At 71.1% G+C, this 17,614-nt stretch carries 15 protein-coding genes; 4 read left to right on the top strand and 11 right to left on the bottom strand.

The features are described from left to right. Positions 1 to 23 precede the first annotated feature (23 nt). On the bottom strand, positions 24 to 833 hold the full coding sequence (locus tag ACIA8X_RS12820; RefSeq protein WP_393448965.1) for a hypothetical protein: 810 nt from the start codon (positions 831 to 833) through the stop codon (positions 24 to 26). 243 nt (positions 834 to 1,076) lie between these two features. On the opposite strand from ACIA8X_RS12820, the gene ACIA8X_RS12815 reads away from it, so the two are divergent. Continuing rightward, the gene (locus ACIA8X_RS12815; RefSeq protein ID WP_393448224.1) at positions 1,077 to 2,753 is read left to right on the top strand and encodes a chitinase; all 1,677 of its coding nucleotides are present in this window, start codon (positions 1,077 to 1,079) and stop codon (positions 2,751 to 2,753) included. A 12-nt stretch (positions 2,754 to 2,765) separates the two neighbouring features. On the opposite strand, the gene ACIA8X_RS12810 is transcribed toward ACIA8X_RS12815, so the two are convergent. Further along, entirely contained in the window at positions 2,766 to 3,236 is a 471-nt protein-coding gene (locus tag ACIA8X_RS12810) for a hypothetical protein (RefSeq protein WP_393448226.1), read from the bottom strand. Positions 3,237 to 3,361: 125 nt separating this feature from the next. Here ACIA8X_RS12810 and ACIA8X_RS12805 point away from each other — a divergent pair, with 125 nt between their 5' ends. Next, the gene (locus ACIA8X_RS12805; RefSeq protein WP_393448228.1) at positions 3,362 to 3,877 is read left to right on the top strand and encodes a SigE family RNA polymerase sigma factor; all 516 of its coding nucleotides are present in this window, start codon (positions 3,362 to 3,364) and stop codon (positions 3,875 to 3,877) included. Positions 3,878 to 3,945: 68 nt separating this feature from the next. Further along, the gene (locus ACIA8X_RS12800) at positions 3,946 to 5,196 is read left to right on the top strand and encodes a hypothetical protein (protein WP_399458291.1); all 1,251 of its coding nucleotides are present in this window, start codon (positions 3,946 to 3,948) and stop codon (positions 5,194 to 5,196) included. Positions 5,197 to 5,200: 4 nt separating this feature from the next. Here the strand turns inward: ACIA8X_RS12800 and ACIA8X_RS12795 are convergent, their stop codons facing one another. From ACIA8X_RS12795 to ACIA8X_RS12780, 4 genes are all read right to left on the bottom strand, one after another. After that, positions 5,201 to 6,520, bottom strand: coding sequence for an Nramp family divalent metal transporter (locus ACIA8X_RS12795; protein WP_393448232.1), 1,320 nt, complete (start codon positions 6,518 to 6,520; stop codon positions 5,201 to 5,203). A gap of 95 nt (positions 6,521 to 6,615) precedes the next feature. After that, the gene (locus tag ACIA8X_RS12790) at positions 6,616 to 7,056 is read right to left on the bottom strand and encodes an ATP-binding protein (RefSeq protein WP_399458290.1); all 441 of its coding nucleotides are present in this window, start codon (positions 7,054 to 7,056) and stop codon (positions 6,616 to 6,618) included. 110 nt (positions 7,057 to 7,166) lie between these two features. Next, positions 7,167 to 8,081 carry an anti-sigma factor RsbA family regulatory protein gene (locus ACIA8X_RS12785; protein WP_399458289.1) on the bottom strand — a complete coding sequence of 305 codons (915 nt, stop codon included), beginning with the start codon at positions 8,079 to 8,081 and terminating at the stop codon, positions 7,167 to 7,169. A 56-nt stretch (positions 8,082 to 8,137) separates the two neighbouring features. Beyond that, a complete protein-coding gene (locus ACIA8X_RS12780) occupies positions 8,138 to 11,158 on the bottom strand; it encodes a LuxR C-terminal-related transcriptional regulator (RefSeq protein WP_399458288.1) in 3,021 nt (1,006 codons plus the stop codon). A 435-nt stretch (positions 11,159 to 11,593) separates the two neighbouring features. Between ACIA8X_RS12780 and ACIA8X_RS12775 the strand changes: the two genes are divergently transcribed. Beyond that, positions 11,594 to 12,955, top strand: coding sequence for a M14 family metallopeptidase (locus tag ACIA8X_RS12775; protein WP_393448240.1), 1,362 nt, complete (start codon positions 11,594 to 11,596; stop codon positions 12,953 to 12,955). Here ACIA8X_RS12775 and ACIA8X_RS12770 read toward each other — a convergent pair whose 3' ends face one another. From ACIA8X_RS12770 to ACIA8X_RS12750, 5 genes are all read right to left on the bottom strand, one after another. Next, complete coding sequence (locus ACIA8X_RS12770) at positions 12,956 to 13,567, bottom strand: hypothetical protein (RefSeq protein ID WP_393448242.1); 612 nt, start codon at positions 13,565 to 13,567, stop codon at positions 12,956 to 12,958. A gap of 75 nt (positions 13,568 to 13,642) precedes the next feature. Beyond that, positions 13,643 to 15,121, bottom strand: coding sequence for a GntP family permease (locus tag ACIA8X_RS12765; protein ID WP_399458287.1), 1,479 nt, complete (start codon positions 15,119 to 15,121; stop codon positions 13,643 to 13,645). 133 nt (positions 15,122 to 15,254) lie between these two features. Further along, positions 15,255 to 15,665 (bottom strand): RidA family protein, encoded by a 411-nt coding sequence (locus ACIA8X_RS12760; RefSeq protein ID WP_393448246.1) that lies wholly within the window; start codon positions 15,663 to 15,665, stop codon positions 15,255 to 15,257. Positions 15,666 to 15,687: 22 nt separating this feature from the next. After that, positions 15,688 to 16,449 carry an IclR family transcriptional regulator gene (locus ACIA8X_RS12755; protein ID WP_393448248.1) on the bottom strand — a complete coding sequence of 254 codons (762 nt, stop codon included), beginning with the start codon at positions 16,447 to 16,449 and terminating at the stop codon, positions 15,688 to 15,690. Further along, positions 16,446 to 17,522 carry a sugar kinase gene (locus ACIA8X_RS12750; protein ID WP_393448250.1) on the bottom strand — a complete coding sequence of 359 codons (1,077 nt, stop codon included), beginning with the start codon at positions 17,520 to 17,522 and terminating at the stop codon, positions 16,446 to 16,448. The genes ACIA8X_RS12755 and ACIA8X_RS12750 overlap by 4 nt, the downstream gene beginning before the upstream one ends. Positions 17,523 to 17,614: the final 92 nt, after the last annotated feature.

Here is a 17,614-nt window from a genome sequence, read left to right as displayed (position 1 = left end):
CGGGGTCCGGGGTCCAGGTCCGGTCAGCCTGCGCGGGCCGGTTGTTCGTGGGCGGGCGGGGTGGCGGAGCAGAAGACGCAGCGGTCGCCGATGACGTCGATGCCGCACCAGTGACAGGAGGTCTGCCTTACGGAGGTGACCAGTTGGTAAAGCACCGGCAGGTCGGGCAGGTACGCGCAGAACTCGATCAGCTTGGACGTCCCCCACCAGGCCGCCGACTCCGCGGGCAGCACCGCCTCGCGCAGGCCCCGCGCCCGCCAGGACGGGGCCAGGGCGGCGGTGACCCAGTCGGACTGGAGCTGCCCCTTGGCGACCAGCAGCGAGGTGCCGAACTCCGGGCCGGGGAGGGTGACCCCCGGGCCCATCCTCGCCAGGTGCGGGGTGGGGTGGGCGAGGACGCCGAACTGGCTGCCGGGCACCCAGGACTTGGCGTGCGACTTGAGGTCGACGGGGATGCGGTCGAGCTTGGTGACGGAGCCGAGCAGTGCCCCGGCGTGGATGTAGTGGGTGAGCAGCCGGCCGGCGGAGGCGAGGACGCCGGGGCTGAGGTCGCAGGAGGCCAGCTGACGCAACTGGCGGGCGAGGACGGCGAGTCCGAGCGGGGGCAGTTCGGGGCGGAACAGGGCGATCCGGTCGCTCTCCAGCAGGGACCGTACGGTGCGCAGCCGCTGCACCACCGCGCGCGGGGCGGCCTGTGAGCAGACGACGACCACATGGCCGTGCTGGTCGATCAGGGTCTGCATGTCGGCCAACGACAGGTCGAGCGACTCCTGGCCGAGGTCCCCGAGCACGACGGCGGGCACGGTTCGCTCATCCTGCGCCGGCAGCGCCATGTCGGCGCTGGTCACGGCAATGGCAGTTGGCACGCGCAGCTCCCCGGTGACTTCATTGCGTGACTACTTGAGCACTGTATCCACGGCTTTGTGGCCGGAGAACAGCTTCTCTCCAGCCGAGAAGTAACTCCACTCGCACAAGTCACGCTAAAACGGGGCAGGTTACGCACACGAATTCTCCATTACCGGAATCTCTTGACACGCGAATTGGTCTGGACCAAGTTGTTCAGCATGCCTCTTGTCATGTCCATACGCAGCAGATTCCGGGCGGGCGCGATCGCCGCAGCCCTCGCCCTCGCCTTCCTCCCCGCGGGCCAGGCGTCCGCGGCGGACGTCAACAACGCCAAGAACGCCGGCTTCGAGTCCGGCCTGACCAACTGGACCTGTTCCGCGAACAGCGGCACGACCGTCACCTCCCCGGTGCACGGCGGCACGACGGCCCTGAAGGCCACCCCGGCCGGGCAGGACAACGCCCGGTGTACCCAGGCCGTGGCCGTCAAGCCCAACTCGACGTACACGCTGAGCGCCTGGGTGCAGGGCGGCTACACCTACCTCGGCGTGACCGGCACGGGCACCACGGACGTGTCGACCTGGACGCCCGACTCGGCGACCTGGAAGCAGCTCTCGACCACCTTCACCACCGGCGCCTCCACGACCTCGGTGACGGTGTACACGCACGGCTGGTACGGGCAGGCGGCGTACTACGCCGACGACGTCTCGGTCTACGGCCCCGACGGCGGCGGTGGCACCGACCCCACCCCCACGATCCCCGGCGCACCGAACAGCCTCGCGGTGTCGGGCACCAGCTCGTCCTCGGTCTCCCTGGCCTGGAACACCGTCTCGGGCGCCACCGGCTACAACGTCTACCGCGGCGGCACCAAGGTCACCGCGGTCACCGGCACCTCCGCGACCGTGACCGGGCTCGCGGCCTCGACGTCGTACTCCTTCCAGGTCACGGCGACCAACGCGGCCGGTGAGTCACCGAAGTCGGCGGCGGTGACGGGCACGACGACGGCGGGCCCGGTGGGTCCCGCACTGCCGAAGCACGCGGTGACCGGCTACTGGCAGAACTTCAACAACGGCGCCACGGTCCAGAAGCTCGCCGACGTCCAGGCGCAGTACGACATCATCGCCGTCGCCTTCGCGGACGCGACCTCGACGCCGGGCGCGGTGGCCTTCAACCTGGACTCGGCGGGGCTCGGCGGCTACACCGTCGACCAGTTCAAGGCCGACATCAGGGCGAAGCAGGCCGCCGGGAAGAAGGTCATCGTCTCGGTGGGCGGTGAGCGCGGCACGGTGGCGGTGAACGACGCCGCGTCGGCGACGAACTTCGCGAACTCGGTGTACGCGGTGATGCAGGAGTACGGCTTCGACGGCGTCGACATCGATCTGGAGAACGGCCTCAACGCCACCTACATGACGCAGGCCCTGCGGTCGCTCTCGGCGAAGGCGGGCTCGTCGCTGGTCATCACGATGGCGCCGCAGACCATCGACATGCAGTCGACGTCGAACTCCTACTTCCAGACGGCCCTGAACATCAAGGACATCCTCACGGTCGTCAACATGCAGTACTACAACAGCGGTTCGATGCTGGGCTGCGACGGCAAGGTCTACAGCCAGGGCTCGGTGGACTTCTTGACCGCCCTGGCCTGCATCCAGCTGGAGGGCGGCCTCGCCCCGTCCCAGGTGGGTCTGGGCCTGCCCGCCTCGCCGAGCGGCGCGGGCAGCGGGTATGTCTCGCCCACCGTCGTGAACAACGCCCTGGACTGTCTGGCGAGGGGCACGAACTGCGGCTCGTTCAAGCCGTCCAGGACCTATCCCGACCTGCGGGGCGCGATGACCTGGTCGACGAACTGGGACGCCGCGGCCGGCAACGCGTGGTCGAACGCGGTGGGGCCGCATGTGCACGGGCTGCCGTAGGAGCCGCCCGTCTCACCCCATCGGACGGTAGTGGCCGAGCACCCAGGCGAGCTGCGGGAACCACTCCTGCAGCCTCGTCCGGGGCTTGGCCTCCACCACGCACTCGTAGAACCGGCCGTCCATGGGGATCACGGCGACCATCAGGGCCTTGCCGTCGGGGCTCGCCTGGTAGTGGACGCTGCGGATCTCGGGCCAGGGGAACTCCATCGTGAAGTCCGCCAGCTCGAAGACCACGCCGGACGCGTCGACCACGACCGCGTTGCGTTTGTCGACGGCCAGGAACTCGGGGCCGGCCGGTGCCGGCTGGGGCGGGACCTGGGCGTACGGCGGCTGCGCGGGGGCGTAGGGGGGTTGTGCGGGCGCGTTGGGGGGTTGCGCGGGCGCGTTGGGTGGCTGCGCGGGGGCGTTGGGTGGCTGCGCGGGGGCGTACTGCGGCGGGGGCGGGCCGAAACCCGGGGCGGGTGGGGGTGGCTGCTCGGTCATCGGGTCCTGTGTCCTTGTGCGCGCTGAGAACTTTTCGGTCCTGCGGTGAAACATTCTCCCTGTCCCGCCGCATCAGTGAAGTGAGGACCTCGCCGACAGCCGGCACACAGCAGCAGGGGGAGCGCATGAGACAGGGCCGCGCGGACGAGTACGCGGAGTTCGCCGCGGCCAGGGCCGGCCATCTGTACCGGTCGGCCTGTCTGCTGACCGCCGGGGACACCCACCTCGCCGAGGACCTCGTCCAGGAGACCCTCGGCCGGATCTACGTCCGCTGGGGACGCGTCTCCCGGGTGGACAACCCCGCCGGGTACGCGCAGACCGTCCTCACCCGCGCCTTCCTCGCCCATCAGCGGCGGCGCAGCAGCACCGAGCGGGCCACGGACACGATTCCCGACCGCGCCGCGTCCTACGGCGGCCACGCCGACCTGCCACTGCGGCTGACCCTGCTCCAGGCGCTCGCCGGCCTGCCCGCCAAGGACCGGGCCGTGATCGTCCTGCGGTACTGGGAGGACCGGTCCGTCGAGGAGACCGCCGACGCGCTGAACGCCAGTTCCGCGGCGGTGCGCACGCGCTGCAGCCGGGCGCTCGGCCGGTTGCGCGAGCTGCTGGGCGAGGACCTCGGCGAGTACGCGGCTTCCTGACCCCCGGCCCCTCTCCCACGACGCCCACGACTCCCACGACCCCACATCCCGAGAAACGGTGGTTTGCCATGCCTGTGGAACACGACGAGGAGCACTTCGCGGGGCGGCTCGGTCACGCCCTGCACGACACCGGTGACCACTTCGAGGCCGACCGGGGCGCGCTCGTCGCCGGCGGCCTGGCGCGGGGACGCCGGCAGCGGCTGCGGCGGCGGGCCGCCGTGGCGGGCGGCGCGGCCGGGATCGCGCTGGTGGGAGTGGGCGGGGCGCTGCTGGTGCCCTGGGGCGGAGCGCCCGCCCCGCGGCCGGCCGACTCCAGCGTGGCCGAACAGCCCTCCGCCACACCGTCCGCGGTTCCCCTGACGGGCCGCGAACTCATCGCGGCCCTCGAAGGGCTGCTCCCCGAAGGGAAGGTCAGCGAGCAGCAGGCACGGGGCACCGAGGGCCCGATGCCGTCGCCGTACGTCCACCTCGTCCACGACGACGGCAAGGGCGCCGGAGCGATCGGCGTCAGCCTGAACCGGGTCGAGCCGGGCAGCGAGCAGGCCCGCCAGGCGGTCGACTGCCCTGACAAGACGCTGACCCCGCACGACAGTTGCGTCTCCAGCCGGCTGCCGGACGGCTCCCTGCTCATGCTGTTCCAGGGCTACGAGTATCCCGACCGGCGCGTCGACACCAAGAGGTGGACGGCCGACCTGGTCACCCCGAGCGGACAGCATGTCTCCGTCAGCGAGTGGAACGCCGCCGCCGAGAAGGACGCACCGGTCAGCAGGCCCGAACCACCCCTGTCCACCGCCCAGTTGAAGGAACTGGTGACGGCCCAGGTGTGGCGCAAGTACGTCGAATTCATTCCCGAGGACACCGGGAAGCCCACGGCGACGACCGCGCCGGGACCCGTTGAGGAGCCGACCTACGACAAGATCCTGGACACGCTCGTGCCGCTCCTCCCCAAGGGTGCCGAGGTGGTCGAGCGGGGCGACGACTACTCGTACCTCGTGATCGACGACGGCAAGGGCAGGAGCCTCGTCGAGATCGACGTCCAGCACGGCATGGGCGATGTCGCCGGCGAACTGTTCGGGAGCGACGCCGAGACTCTGGCGGACGGCACCAAGGTCACGGACCGCCAGGACGCGGGCGACAAGGACGTCCCGGGCTGCGTGCGGTGGACCGTCGACACCCTGCGCACCGACGGCTTCCGGGTCGCGGTCAGCGCCTACAACGCGGGCGGCCCGCACGCCGCCCCGTCCCGTGCCAAGCCCGCCCTGACCGTGAAGCAGCTCCGGGAGATCGCCCTGAGCCCGCAGTGGAACAGTTTCCGCTAGGCCGCTAGAAGAAATCTGCCCACGGCTGGTCCCAGACCTGCTTCACGCACAGCACCAGGAACAGCAGGCCCGCGATCACGAGCATCGCGTTGCTCACCGGCCCGTTGCGCCACTCCCTCGGTGTGCGCGAGGAGTTGAGGAGCCAGATCAGGGTGCCGGCCAGGAACGGCAGGAAGGCCGCGCCCAGGACGCCGTAGATGATGATCAGGCGGAAGGGTTCGCCCTGGAAGAGCAGGACGATGGGCGGGAAGGTCAGCCACAGCAGGTACGCGCGGAACGGCCAGGAGCGTTCGCGTGCGCCGGAGGCGACCTCCTCGCCCTTCTGCTCGCCCTGGCCCCGGAAGCGGGCGACGAAGTCCGCGAACATCAGGCTCACGCCGTGCCAGACGCCGATCAGGGAGGTGAAGGAGGTGGCGAAGAAGCCGATCAGGAAGAACTTGGCCGTCGCCGTGCCGTACTCGTCCTCCAGGATGCCGCCCAGCTGGATCAGCCCCTTGTCGCCACTGGCGATGGCGATGTTCGCGGAGTGCAGCAGTTCGGCGCCGACGAAGAGCATCGCGATCACGAAGATGCCGGTGGTGGCGTAGGCGACGCGGTTGTCGAGCCGCATGACCTTCATCCAGCCGGTGTTCGTCCAGCCCTTGGCGTTGACCCAGTAGCCGTACGCGGCAAGGGTGATGGTGCCGCCGACGCCGCCGATCAGGCCGAGGGTGTTGAGGATCGAGTCCTTCTCGTCCGGGAGGACGGGCAGCAGACCGGCGAAGGCGTCCGGGAGGTTGGGCGTGACGCGGATCGCCAGATACACCGTCACCACGAACATGACGCCCACCAGGACCGTCATGACCTTCTCGAAGACGGCGTACTTGTTGAACCAGACGAAGACCAGTCCGACCAGACCGCAGGCGATGGCCCACCACTCCAGGTCCATCACGTCCGGGAACAGCGCCTGCAGCGGCAGCGCGCTCGACGACATCGCGGCCGCGCCGTAGACGAAGCCCCAGATCACCACGTAGACGACGAAGAACCAGGTGGTCCAGCGGCCGAGGCTCGCCCAGCCGTCGAAGAGGGTCCGCCCGGTGGACAGATGCCAGCGCCCCGCCGCCTCGGCGAGCGAGATCTTCACCAGACAGCCGAGGACCGCGGCCCAGAGCAGGGTGTAGCCGAAGTTGCTGCCCGCGATGAGGGTGGCGACGAGATCGCCGGCGCCCACGCCGGTCGCGGCGACGACGATGCCGGGGCCGATGTAGCGCCAACTGGACTTACGGGGGCGGGAGTCCGCCTCGCCGACCGGAGGTGTCTCTGTGTTTCCCGTGGTGTCCGCCATGAACGTCAAGAAAGCGCAAAGGCGCCGAGGGGACAAGAGGGCGTGCGCGATCTCCACCCAATGTGCTCACGGGGGCTTGGCAGGCGCCGGGCCTGTCACCGGCAGCAGTCGTCGGACCCGCACGTACCCAGTTCGAACCACACCGTCTTGCCCGCCCCGTCCCGGTGGCAGCCCCAGCGCCGGGCCAGCGCTTCCACCAGGAACATTCCGCGGCCGTTCTCGGCCGCGCCCGCCTCCAGCACGGTGGGAACGCGACGACCCTCGTCCCGGACCTCGCAGCGCAGGATCCCGTGCGCTGCGAACAAGGTGAGTCGAAAGCGGCCCGTCGAGTGGAGCAGGGCGTTGGTGGCCAGCTCACTCACCAGCAACTCGGCCACGTCCGCCACGTCGTCGTCCAGGTCCGCGAACCCCCATCCCTCCAACTGCCGGCGAACCTCCGCACGGGCTTCACGGACCACGGAGGGACGGGGGTCGTACTCGACGCTCAGATGGCCGGCCCTCATGGGCGGTTGGGGATACCCGGAGAGGTGCAGCATGGGTCCAGGGTGGCGGTACGGGGGCTCGGTCGCACGGGGAGGAATACCCGCTTCCATACCTGTGTCGGTCCGTACGTGCCCCCGCACCGGGCCCCCGCCACCCGTACCGGCTACCCGTACTGCAGCCGTACGCTCGCCCCTTCCCCTTCGTCGCGGACATCGACGTACGCACACACCTGCCGGGCGAACCAGAGCCCCTGCCCGGGTTCCAGTTCCGCGCTCGGCGGCGGTACGAAGCCCGCGAGCGGGTCGTCGACGCGGCGCGCGGTGCGCAGTTCGGCGACGCACTCCGGGGCCTCGCCCCACAGCAGGGCCCCGTCGAGCGGGCCGAGGGTGTTCGCCGCCTCCGTGACGGCCGTGGCGAACAACGCCGCGTCCGCGGCGGACAGTCCGCACGCGGCAGCCCAGGTGCGTACGGCGTCGCCGGTGGGCGCCGGGCCGGGGAACCACTCGGCGTCGGCGGGGGCCGGTGGCTGCGGTACGGCGTCGAGTTCCGCGGCGAGGCGGACCGGGTCCTCGTACACGCCGGTGTCGGGGTGGGCGCGGCGGGCGGCGGCGACGACGGCGGGGCCCGCGACGCGGGCGTCGTAGGCGCACAGGGCCGTCGTCGCGAGCGGGGCGAAGAGGAGGTTGGCGAGGGCCTCGTAGCGGATCCACTCGGCGGCCTCCCGCGGCGAGCGGCCCGCTCGGCCGCCCCAGACGGGCTCCATGAGGAGATGGATACGGCCGCCGGGGCCGGCGTTCGCGGCGAGGTAACCGGCGCCCTGGGCGATCGCGTTGGCGGCGGAGCCGGTGTACCACTCGGTGTGCGGGACGAGACCGACGTCCTTCGCGTCGGTGCCGAGGGCGTCGCGCAGGAGGTCCAGGCTCGCGGGGGCGGCGATGGCCACGGGCGGGGGTTCGTCCGGGGCGGCGAGGGCTTCGGCGAGGAAGGGCAGGGCGGTGGCGAGGAACTCGTCGTCGGTGGCGTAGACGGCCATGCGGTGATCGAAGGGGGACTGGGACGGGGCGGGCTGGGGGGTCATGGGGTGGGCCCTCCTTGGGAGCCGGTGTCGGGTGTGCCGGTCGTGCGTCGTGGGGCTCAGCGCTGGGCCGCCACCCAGGCCGCGATCTGGCTGCGGTTGCTGAAGCCGAGCTTGCCGAGGATGCGTTCGACGTGGCCCTCGGCGGTGCGGCGGGCGATGACCAGGCGGTCGGCGATCTGCTGGTTGGCCAGGCCCTGCGCGACGAGTTCGGCGACCTCGGTCTCGCGACGGGTGAGGTGGACGCCGGTCGTGGGGCGGGGGGATCCGGGTCTGCCGTTCGCCGTGCGGGGGGCCGTGGTGACGGTCGTACTGGTGGCGGTGTTGATCGCGTAGTCGACGCTCTCCGTGAGGCCGAGTGCGGTGCCGCGTTCGTACGCCCGTCGGAAGGCGGGTCCGTCCAGGGCCGCGCGGGCGCGGGTCTCGGTGTCGTGGCGGGCCGCGTTGAGGGCCGCCGATCCCCAGCGGTCGCGGTCGATGGCGGACCAGGTGCGGTCGGCGGTGCCGAGCAGGACGGCCGCGCGTTCGTGGGCGCCGGTCTGCGTGGCGACGCCGGCCAGGAGGTCGAGGGTGAGGGCGATGCCGAGGACGTCGTGGACGGCGAGTTTGAGGCGCAGGGCCTGGCGGGCGTGGTGTTCGGCCCGGCGCCAGTCGCGCTGCACGGTGTGGGCGAGGGCGAGCATCCGCAGCACATAGGAGTGCACCCACTCCTCGCCGTGCCGTTCACACATCTGCCGGGCCCGCTCGCAGACCTCGACGGCGCGGTCGGCCTCGCCCAGGAAGCCCAGCGCGCAGGCGAGTTCGACCTGGTCGAGGCCGTGCAGGCTGAGGTGCTGGCCGGGGACGGGGCCGCGGGCGACGCTGGCCTCGAAGTGCTTCAGCGCGGTCGGGAGGTCGTCCAGGAACAGGGTGATGACGCCGATGGCGTACTCGGCGTGCGCCGCCTCCGCCTCGTCGTCCAGAACGCGGGCCAGGGCGTGGGCGTCGCGGGCGCGGGCGAGGCCGGCGGTGAGGTCGTGGGTGGCGGCGGCGAGGAGGCCCGCGATCCACAGGCCGCGGGCCCGTTCGCGGGTCGGTTCCGGGTTGGCGGCCAGGGCGCGGTCGAGCCAGTGGCGGCCCTCGCGGGGGGCGCCGCAGGCGTGCCAGTAGAACCACAGGGTGCCGGCGAGGCGCAGTCCCGGGAGGTGTTCGCCCGGGGTGGTGAGGCTGAAGTCGAGGGCGGCGCGGAGGTTGTCCTGGTCGGCGCGGAGGCGGGCGACGATCTGCCGCTGGCCCGGTCCGAACCAGGTGCTCTCGCAGGTGGCGGCGCGATGGAGCATCCAGTCCCGTTGGCGGCGGCGGGCGGCGGGTTCCTCGCCGGGGAGGCGGCGCAGGCGCTCCAGGCCGTAGTGGCGCAGGGTGTCGAGGAGGCGGTAGCGGGTGGTGTCGGGGGCGGACTCCCGGCACAGCACGGACTTGTCGACGAGGCCGACGATGGCGTCGAGGACGTCGTGGGGGTGGATGCGGGGGGTGGTGGGAGCCGGAGGTTTCTCGCCCCCGCCGCCCCTACCCGTCCCGTCCTCCAGGGGCGCGGCCCCTTCGACCCCGCCAGGGGCTCCGCCCCTGGACCCCACTGCGGGCTCCGCCCCCAGACCCCCGGCCTCGCCCACCAGCCCCCACGCTCGGCCTCGCTCGCGCGGGGGCACCCCCCTCCCGACCCGGTCGGCCAAGAGGCTCGACTCCCCCCTCGACTCACCCGGCCGGGAAGCCCCGCCCGCCGGCAGCACCCCCGCCGTTACCTCCCCGCCAGTCCGGACTCCCCTCGCCGCTTCATTCCCACCCGCACGATCAGCCGCCGTCACGCCTTCCCAACCCGGGCGATCCGCCCCCGCCACACCTTCCCAACCCGCGCCATCGGCGCCCGCCACACCTGCCCAACCCGCGCGACCCGCGCCCGTCACGCCTTCCCAACCCGCGCCATCGGCGCCCGCCATACCTGCCCAACCCGCACGATCCGCCCCCGTCACGCCTTCCCAACCCGCGCCATCGGCGCCCGCCACACCTGCCCAACCCGCACGATCCGCCCCCGCCACGCCCTCCCAACCCACGCCATCCGCCCCCGCCACGCCCTCCCAACCCACCCGCCCCGCGCCCACCACACCCTCCGGGCGGAGAGGACCCGCCTCCGCCAGCCCCTCCCCGCCCGCGCACACCGCCTCCGCCGTCTCCAGGTCAAAGCTCCCCGCCAGCACCGACAATCGCGCCCACACCAACCGCTCCCGCTCGGTGCACAGTTCGTGGCTCCAGTCGACCGCCGCCCGCAGGGTCTGGTGGCGGGGCAGGGCTGCGGGGCTGCCGCCGGTGAGGAGGCGGTAGCGGTCGTCGAGGCGGTCGAGGAGTTGGTCGACGTCGAGGACGCGCATGCGTACGGCGGCTAGTTCGATGGCCAAGGGGAGGCCGTCGAGGCGGCGGCAGAGGCGGGCCACGGCCGCCCGGTTCGCGGCGGTCAGGCGGAAGCCGGGGACCACCGCTGCGGCCCGGTCGGCGAAGAGGGCCAGGGCCGGGTAGCCCTCCGCAGCGGAGAGGTCGCCGTCCGGGTCGGGGACCGGCAGCGGCCGTACGTCCAGGAGGTGTTCCTCGGTCAGGCCCAGGCGGTGGCGGCTGGTGGCGAGGATCCGTACCCCGGTCGTGCCGTGCAGCAGGGCCGCGGCGAGTTCGGCGCAGGCGGGCAGCAGGTGTTCGCAGTTGTCGATCAGCAGGAGCAGCCGGCGGTCCCGTACCCGCTCCACCAGCGCCTGCAGCGGCGGGCGCGCGGAGTGGTCGTGCAGGTCGAGGGCGTCGGCCGCGGCGAGCGGGACGAGTTCGGGGTCGTCCAGGCCGGAGAGGTGCACGTACCGCACGCCGTCCGGGAAGGTGCGCCGTACGGCGGCCGCGATGCGCGCGGCGAGGCGGGTCTTGCCGACGCCGCCGGGGCCGGTCAGCGTGACCAGCCGGGTCCGGGTCAGCAGCTCGCGTCCGGCGGCGAGTTCGCCGCGCCGGTCGACGAAGCTGGTCGTCTCGACCGGCAGTTGGTGATCCCGTCGTGGCGCTGATCCGCCCATGATCAGCCGTTCCTCTGGGGTGTGGTCCGAATCCGCATCCGAGGGTGTCGTCATCCGGGGTGTCGTCCGAAGGAGCCGGGAGTGGAGGAGCCGGGAACTGGAAGAGCCAGGAGTGGAGGAGCCGGGGGGAGTCGGAGGGTGCGGCGTTCCCCACCACTCCCGCCGCTCCCACCGCTCCCCCCTTGCGCGGTTCCTCACCCTCCCCCGCCCTCGCGCCGCCCCGCACATCCGGATCACCCCCCTGGGTGGACTTGGTCCGGGACCACTCCGTGCGCAGGGCGCGCGCGTACACTGCGCGGCTGATTTCCGAAGGGTTCTCGCCATCGACCGGCGAGTCACTCTTGACCTGCACATGCCACCGGCCCACGATGAGCGCCACACCCGCACCACGTACGTCGCACTGAACCCCACCCCCCACTCCCACAAGGAGACTTCATGCGACTCCGCATCCGCGGTTCAGGCGCCCGCAGCGGCAGACGTACCGCCGCGCTCGCCACCCTGCTCGCCCTCACCCTCGCGGCTCCCCTCTCCGCGAACGTGACGGCGAACGCCGACAGCGCCGACAGCCCCACCACGGCGGCTTCCTCGGCCGACGACGTCCGGCAGTACGAGATCCACATGCACTCCACCGCCAAGGACCGCACGGCACTTCAGCGCACCGGCGTGACCGTGGACGAGACCCATGGCCACGGCGTCGTCGTCTCCGGCCGGGCGGACCAGATCAAGAAGCTGAAGTCGCTCGGCTACGACGTCACCCCGCTCGGCGCGGTCCCCGACCGGTCCGCCGACGAGGGCGACGTACGCCTCTTCGACTTCCCGTCCGGAGACTCGCGCTATCACAACTACGCGGAGATGACGAGCGAGATCAACTCGCTGGTCTCGGCCAACTCCTCCATCGCGAGCCAGCGCGTCATCGGCACCTCGCACCAGGGCCGGAACATCGTCGCCATCAAGATCAGCGACAACGTGGGCACCGACGAGTCCGAGCCCGAGGTCCTCTTCACGCACCATCAGCACGCCCGTGAGCACCTCACCGTCGAGATGGCGCTCTATCTGCTGCGCGAGCTGACCTCCGACTACGGCACCGACTCCCGGGTCACCAGCATGGTGAACAACCGCGAGATCTGGATCGTGCCCGACCTCAACCCGGACGGCGGCGAGTACGACATCGCCAGCGGCTCCTACCGGTCGTGGCGCAAGAACCGGCAGCCCAACTCCGGTTCGTCGTACGTCGGGACCGACCTCAACCGGAACTGGAACTACCAGTGGGGTTGCTGCGGCGGGTCGTCGGGGTCGACGTCCTCCGACACCTACCGGGGTGCGTCCGCCGAGTCGGCGCCCGAGGTGAAGGTGGTCGCGAACTTCGTGCGCAGCCGGGTCGTGGGCGGCAAGCAGCAGATCAAGGCCGGGGTCGACTTCCACACGTACAGCGAGCTGGTGCTGTGGCCGTTCGGGTACACGTACTCCGACACGACGACCGGGATGACCGCGGACGACCGGAACGCGTTCGCGACGATCGGGCAGAAGATGGCGGCCAGCAACGGCTATACGGCGGAGCAGTCCAGTGACCTGTACATCACCGACGGGTCGATCGACGACTGGCTGTGGGGGTCCCAGAAGATCTTCGGGTACACCTTCGAGATGTACCCGTCCTCCAGTTCCGGAGGCGGGTTCTACCCGCCCGACGAGGTGATCGAGCGGGAGACGTCCCGGAACAGGGATGCGGTGCTGCAGTTGCTGGAGAACGCGGACTGCATGTACCGGTCGATCGGGAAGGAAGCCCAGTACTGCAGCTAGCTACTTGGCGTCCGCGTCTTCGAAGTAGGCGTCGAGGACGGCGTCCAACTCCTCGTCCCACTCCTTGAAGCGGCTCCTGGCCGTCGCCTCGATCTCGATCGGGTACCAGCGGCGGTCAGGAGTGTGCACCGTGATGGTGAACCGCTTCCCGAACCGCGGGGACTCCGTCTCGACGGCGCCGATCTCGTCCCAGCGGAACTCGCACTCCTGGTCGTCCAGGGAGAGTCGTACGCCCTTGTGGTCGGCGACGATTCGGGCCCGGCGGTCGGCGGCCTCGAAGACGGGTCCGTCGACGGGAGCCTCCTCCTCGGCCTCGTCGCCGTCCTCTTCGTCGGCCTCGTCGTCAGCCTCCTCGTCGTCCTCCGCCGCGGGCTCGCCGTCGGCTTCGAGGTCCGTCTCGTCGGCGTCGGTGTCCGCGGACTCCGGCTGCTCGGTTTGCGTCTCCTCGGAAGGGGCTTCCCCGGCGGTGGCCTCATCGGCCACGTCCTTGTCCTCCTTGCCCTGCACACCCCCCGGCTTGGCGGACGCGGGCGAGGTGAGCCCGGGGATGAAGGCCGGGTCGAACCCGGCGCCTTCCAGGGGCTGGCTGCCTGAACCTATGCGCTGCTCCACAGCGGAGCAGTATGGTCGACGACCCTGTGTCCCGCGCAACCAGCCCCCGCATCGTTACACGATGATGCAGATGATTCAGACGAACAGGCTCAACACCGCCGCCACCACGAACCCGGCCACCGACAGCACGCTCTCCAGCACCGTCCACGTCTTCAACGTGTCCCGCTCGCTGATGCCGAAGTACTTCGCGACGATCCAGAAACCGCCGTCGTTGACGTGCGAGGCGAAGATCGAGCCGGCCGAGATGGCCATGATGACCAGGGCGATGAAGGGCTGGGAGTGGTCGCCCTCGGTGAGGAGGGGGGCGACGATGCCGGCCGTGGTGACGATGGCGACCGTCGCCGAGCCCTGGGCGACCCGCAGGACCACCGAGATCAGGTAGGAGAGGACGATCACGGGCAGGCCGACGTCGTTGAAGGTGTCGGAGAGGGCCTGGGCGACGCCGCTGGCCTTGAGGACGGCGCCGAAGACACCGCCCGCGCCGACGACGAGCAGGATGTTGCCGACCGGCTTGAGCGACGAGGTCGACACCGATTCCAGGGACTTGCGGGACCAGCCGCGGCGGATGCCCAGCAGGTAGTACGCGAGCAGCAGGGCGATCGTCAGGGCCACGAACGGGTTGCCGAAGAACTCGATCACCGAGCGGGTGGTGGAGGGGTCCAGGGCGATCGAGGAGAACGTCGCGGCCAGGATCAGCGCCAGCGGCGTACCGATGATGGCGAGAACCGTGCCGAGCGGTACCGGCTTCTCCTGGGGCTCCACCCCGGCCGCCCGCTGCTCGTCGAGCACGGCCTGCTTCGCCTCGTCCGCCGCCTCGACCATGTCCTGCGGCACGGCGACGAAGATGCGCTTGCCGATCCAGGCCGAGAACACCCAGGCGGCCAGCACCGCGGGGATACCGCAGATGATGCCCATGAGGATGACCCAGCCCAGCTCGACATGGAGGAGGCCGGCCGCCGCGACCGGGCCCGGGTGCGGGGGCAGGAAGGCGTGGGTCATGGACAGGCCCGCGAGCAGCGGCAGGCAGTAGAGGAGGACGGACTTCCCCGAGCGCTTGGCGGCGGCGTACACGAGCGGCGCCAGGACGAAGATGCCGACGTCGAAGAAGACCGGGATACCGAAGATCAGGCCGGTCAGGCCCATGGCGAGCGGGGCGCGCTTCTCCCCGAAGAGGTTGAGCAGACGGGACGCCAACACCTCGGCGCCGCCGCTCACTTCGAGGATCGCGCCGAGCATCGTGCCCAGGCCGATGATGATCGCGACATGGCCGAGGATGCCGCCCATGCCGGACTCGATGGTCGACACGGCGTCGCTTCGCTGGACCGTGCCGAAGAGTTCGGTGACCGAGAGGCCGGCCATCAGGCCGACGGCTATGGAGACCGCGAGGAGGGCCACGAAGGGCTGCAGGCGGGCCTTGATGATCAGGTAGAGCAGGAGCGCGATACCGATGGCGGCGACGGTCAGGAGACCGGCCGTACCGTCGATCAGGAGGAGCAGGCCGCCGGTGTGGGGTGGGGTCTCGGGGGCGGCGGCCGCGGCGAGCGGATGGGACATTTGGGGGGTCCTCTTCGTAAGGGGTACATGGAGCTTTCGGGCAGGGAGGAGCGCGGCACGGCGCCCCAGGGGGCGCCGAACCGTTCACGGCGTGCGGGAGTTTCGGGGAGAGCGGAGATCAGCCCGGTACGGGTCAGCCCAGTACCGCGAGGGCGTCGATCTCGATGAGGAGCCCCGCGGGCAGACCGACGTAGACCGTGGTCCGGGCGGCGGGCGGCTGGGTGAGGCCCTGCTCCTCGAAGTAGGTGTTGTAGATCTCGTTCATCTCGGCGAAGTGGGCGACGTCCGTCAGATAGACGCGGATCATCATCACGTCGTCCCAGGAGGCAGCGCCCTCCTCCAGGATCGCCTTGACGTTGGCGAGGGTCTGGAGGGTCTGCTCGCGCAGGGTGGGCCCGGCGGGCGTCGGGGGCTGCCCCTCGACGGCGGGGAGGAACCCGACCTGGCCGGCGACCTGGAGGATGTTCCCCTTCCGCACGCCGTGCGAGAACTTCGCGGGCGGGGTGGTGTGGGTCTTCGGGGTGAGTGCGATCTTCTCGGTCATACGGATTCCTTGCCGTGCTCGGTCATACGGGGTTCTTGGTCGATGTCCTGCCGGAGTACTCGCCGCTGATCTCGTCCGCCGTACGGCGCACCAGCGGGAGCAGGGTGAGGAGTTCGTCGGCGGTGACGACGACGTTCGGCGCGGAGACCGACATCGCGGCGACGACCCGGCCGTCGGCACCCCGGATCGGCGCGCCGACGCAGTTGATGGACTCCTCGTGGCCACCGAGGTCGGTGGCCCAGCCCTGTTCGCGCACCTTGGCGAGTTCCCTGAGGAAGGCGTCCGGGCTAGGCGTCGAACGGGCCGTGTACATGGGGTAGTCGAGCTTCTCGGCGAGGGCGCGGCGCTCGTGCTCGGGGAGATCGGCGAGGAGCAGCTTCGCGACGGCGGCGACGGTGATGGCCACCGGCTTCCCGATCCGCGAGTACATCCGCACCGGGTAGCGGCTCTCCACCTTGTCGATGTAGAGCACCTCGTCCTCCTCGTACACGGCGAGGTGCACGGTGTGGCCGCAGCTCTCGTTCAGTCGTACGAGGTGGGGGTGGGCGATCTCACGGATGTCGAGGTTCTCCATCGCCTCCTGGGCGAGGGCGATGAGGCGGGCGCCCAGGCGGTAGCGCTGGTCGGACTGGCGGTATACCAGGCCGTGCTCGTGCAGGGTGCGCAGCAGCCGCAGGGCGGTGGACTTGTGCACCCCCAGCCGGTCGGCGACCTGGCCGAGGTCGGCGGGCCCCTCGGCGAGCAACGGCAGGATGCTCAGCGCACGGTCGACGGTCTGGCTCATGACGTACGTACCTCCTCGTCGGCCCGCTCAGCGGCTTGCGTCCAGCCGGGGCCGAGTCGAAGTTTCTCCCACCCGGCGTCGTCGAGGGCCACCAGGCGGTCGGCGTGGTCGCGGGAAGGGGGTGGAGCGAAGTCGCCGGGGGTGGTGAGGGTGGCGGCGGCCCAGAGGTGCCCATGGCGGAGGCGGGCGGGGAGGGGGAGGCCGCTGAGGGTGGCGGAGAGGAAGCCGGCGGCGAAGGCATCACCCGCTCCGATGGTTGCTACGACATCGACGGCCAGGGCAGGTTCGAAAGCGACCCGGGTGAGAGCCCCCAGCCCCTCACCTCCCGCAGCCGACACGAACGCCGTAACCCCCGCTCGTCCTTGCTTCACCACCAACACCTGCGGCTCGGGCAGCGCGGCACGCACCGCCTCCGGCCCCCCGGTGATCCCCCAGGCCTCCTCCGCCTCGTCCTCGCCCACGAAGACCAGATCGCAGTCGCGGGCCAGCTCCAGCAGCACCTGCGGACTGTCGGCGTCCCGCCACAGCCCCGCCCGATAGTTCACGTCGAAGGACACCAGCGGACGCCCCGCCGCAGGAGCCGTCAGCTCACGCAGCAACCCCAGGCACCCCTCCGACAACGCCGCCGTGATCCCCGACAGATGCAGCACCCGCCCCGAACGCACCGCCCCCAGATCCACGTTCTCCACGGACATCGCCGACGCCGCCGAACCCGCCCGGTAGTACGCCACCTCATGGGCTTCCGTCGCCCGGTCCCCCGCCGTGCGGAAGTACACGCCGGTCGGACGCGCGGTATCCCTCCCCACGGCCGAGACATCGACGCCGTAGCCGCCGATCGCCTCCACCAGGTGATCGCCGAAACCGTCCGCCCCCACCCGGCTCACCCACCGCACCGCATGCCCCGCGGCGGCGAGCCCGCACGCCACGTTGGACTCGGCCCCGCCGATCGCCCGCTCGAACGAGGGCACATCGGCGAGGCGCCCCGGTCGCGTCGGCAGGAACGTGACCATGGACTCGCCGAGCGCGACAACGTCGACGACGTCGAGGGCATTGCAGGGTCCGGTGATCGTCACGATCGTCGTAGCTCCAGGTCTTGTGCGGGTGGATCGGCGGCTCCGTTGACCCGCGGTTGGCCGAGATGTTAGACAGCCATAAGCGATATACG

This window comes from Streptomyces sp. NPDC051738 (genome assembly GCF_044453205.1).
Taxonomy (GTDB): Bacteria; Actinomycetota; Actinomycetes; order Streptomycetales; family Streptomycetaceae; genus Streptomyces.
Note: the sequence above shows the minus strand (reverse complement) of the source record. Positions and strands in the feature narration are given on the sequence as shown.

What these genes read in the sequence shown, in the direction of transcription:
- ACIA8X_RS12800 (WP_399458291.1), top strand. Translation starts at nt 3,946, where the DNA reads ATGCCTGTGGAACACGACGAGGAGCACTTCGCGGGGCGGCTCGGTCAC.
- ACIA8X_RS12780 (WP_399458288.1), bottom strand. Translation starts at nt 11,158, where the DNA reads ATGGGCGGATCAGCGCCACGACGGGATCACCAACTGCCGGTCGAGACG.
- ACIA8X_RS12805 (WP_393448228.1), top strand. Translation starts at nt 3,362, where the DNA reads ATGAGACAGGGCCGCGCGGACGAGTACGCGGAGTTCGCCGCGGCCAGG.
- ACIA8X_RS12795 (WP_393448232.1), bottom strand. Translation starts at nt 6,520, where the DNA reads ATGGCGGACACCACGGGAAACACAGAGACACCTCCGGTCGGCGAGGCG.
- ACIA8X_RS12765 (WP_399458287.1), bottom strand. Translation starts at nt 15,121, where the DNA reads ATGTCCCATCCGCTCGCCGCGGCCGCCGCCCCCGAGACCCCACCCCAC.
- ACIA8X_RS12790 (WP_399458290.1), bottom strand. Translation starts at nt 7,056, where the DNA reads ATGCTGCACCTCTCCGGGTATCCCCAACCGCCCATGAGGGCCGGCCAT.
- ACIA8X_RS12755 (WP_393448248.1), bottom strand. Translation starts at nt 16,449, where the DNA reads ATGAGCCAGACCGTCGACCGTGCGCTGAGCATCCTGCCGTTGCTCGCC.
- ACIA8X_RS12785 (WP_399458289.1), bottom strand. Translation starts at nt 8,081, where the DNA reads ATGACCCCCCAGCCCGCCCCGTCCCAGTCCCCCTTCGATCACCGCATG.
- ACIA8X_RS12760 (WP_393448246.1), bottom strand. Translation starts at nt 15,665, where the DNA reads ATGACCGAGAAGATCGCACTCACCCCGAAGACCCACACCACCCCGCCC.
- ACIA8X_RS12810 (WP_393448226.1), bottom strand. Translation starts at nt 3,236, where the DNA reads ATGACCGAGCAGCCACCCCCACCCGCCCCGGGTTTCGGCCCGCCCCCG.
- ACIA8X_RS12775 (WP_393448240.1), top strand. Translation starts at nt 11,594, where the DNA reads ATGCGACTCCGCATCCGCGGTTCAGGCGCCCGCAGCGGCAGACGTACC.
- ACIA8X_RS12820 (WP_393448965.1), bottom strand. Translation starts at nt 833, where the DNA reads ATGGCGCTGCCGGCGCAGGATGAGCGAACCGTGCCCGCCGTCGTGCTC.
- ACIA8X_RS12815 (WP_393448224.1), top strand. Translation starts at nt 1,077, where the DNA reads ATGTCCATACGCAGCAGATTCCGGGCGGGCGCGATCGCCGCAGCCCTC.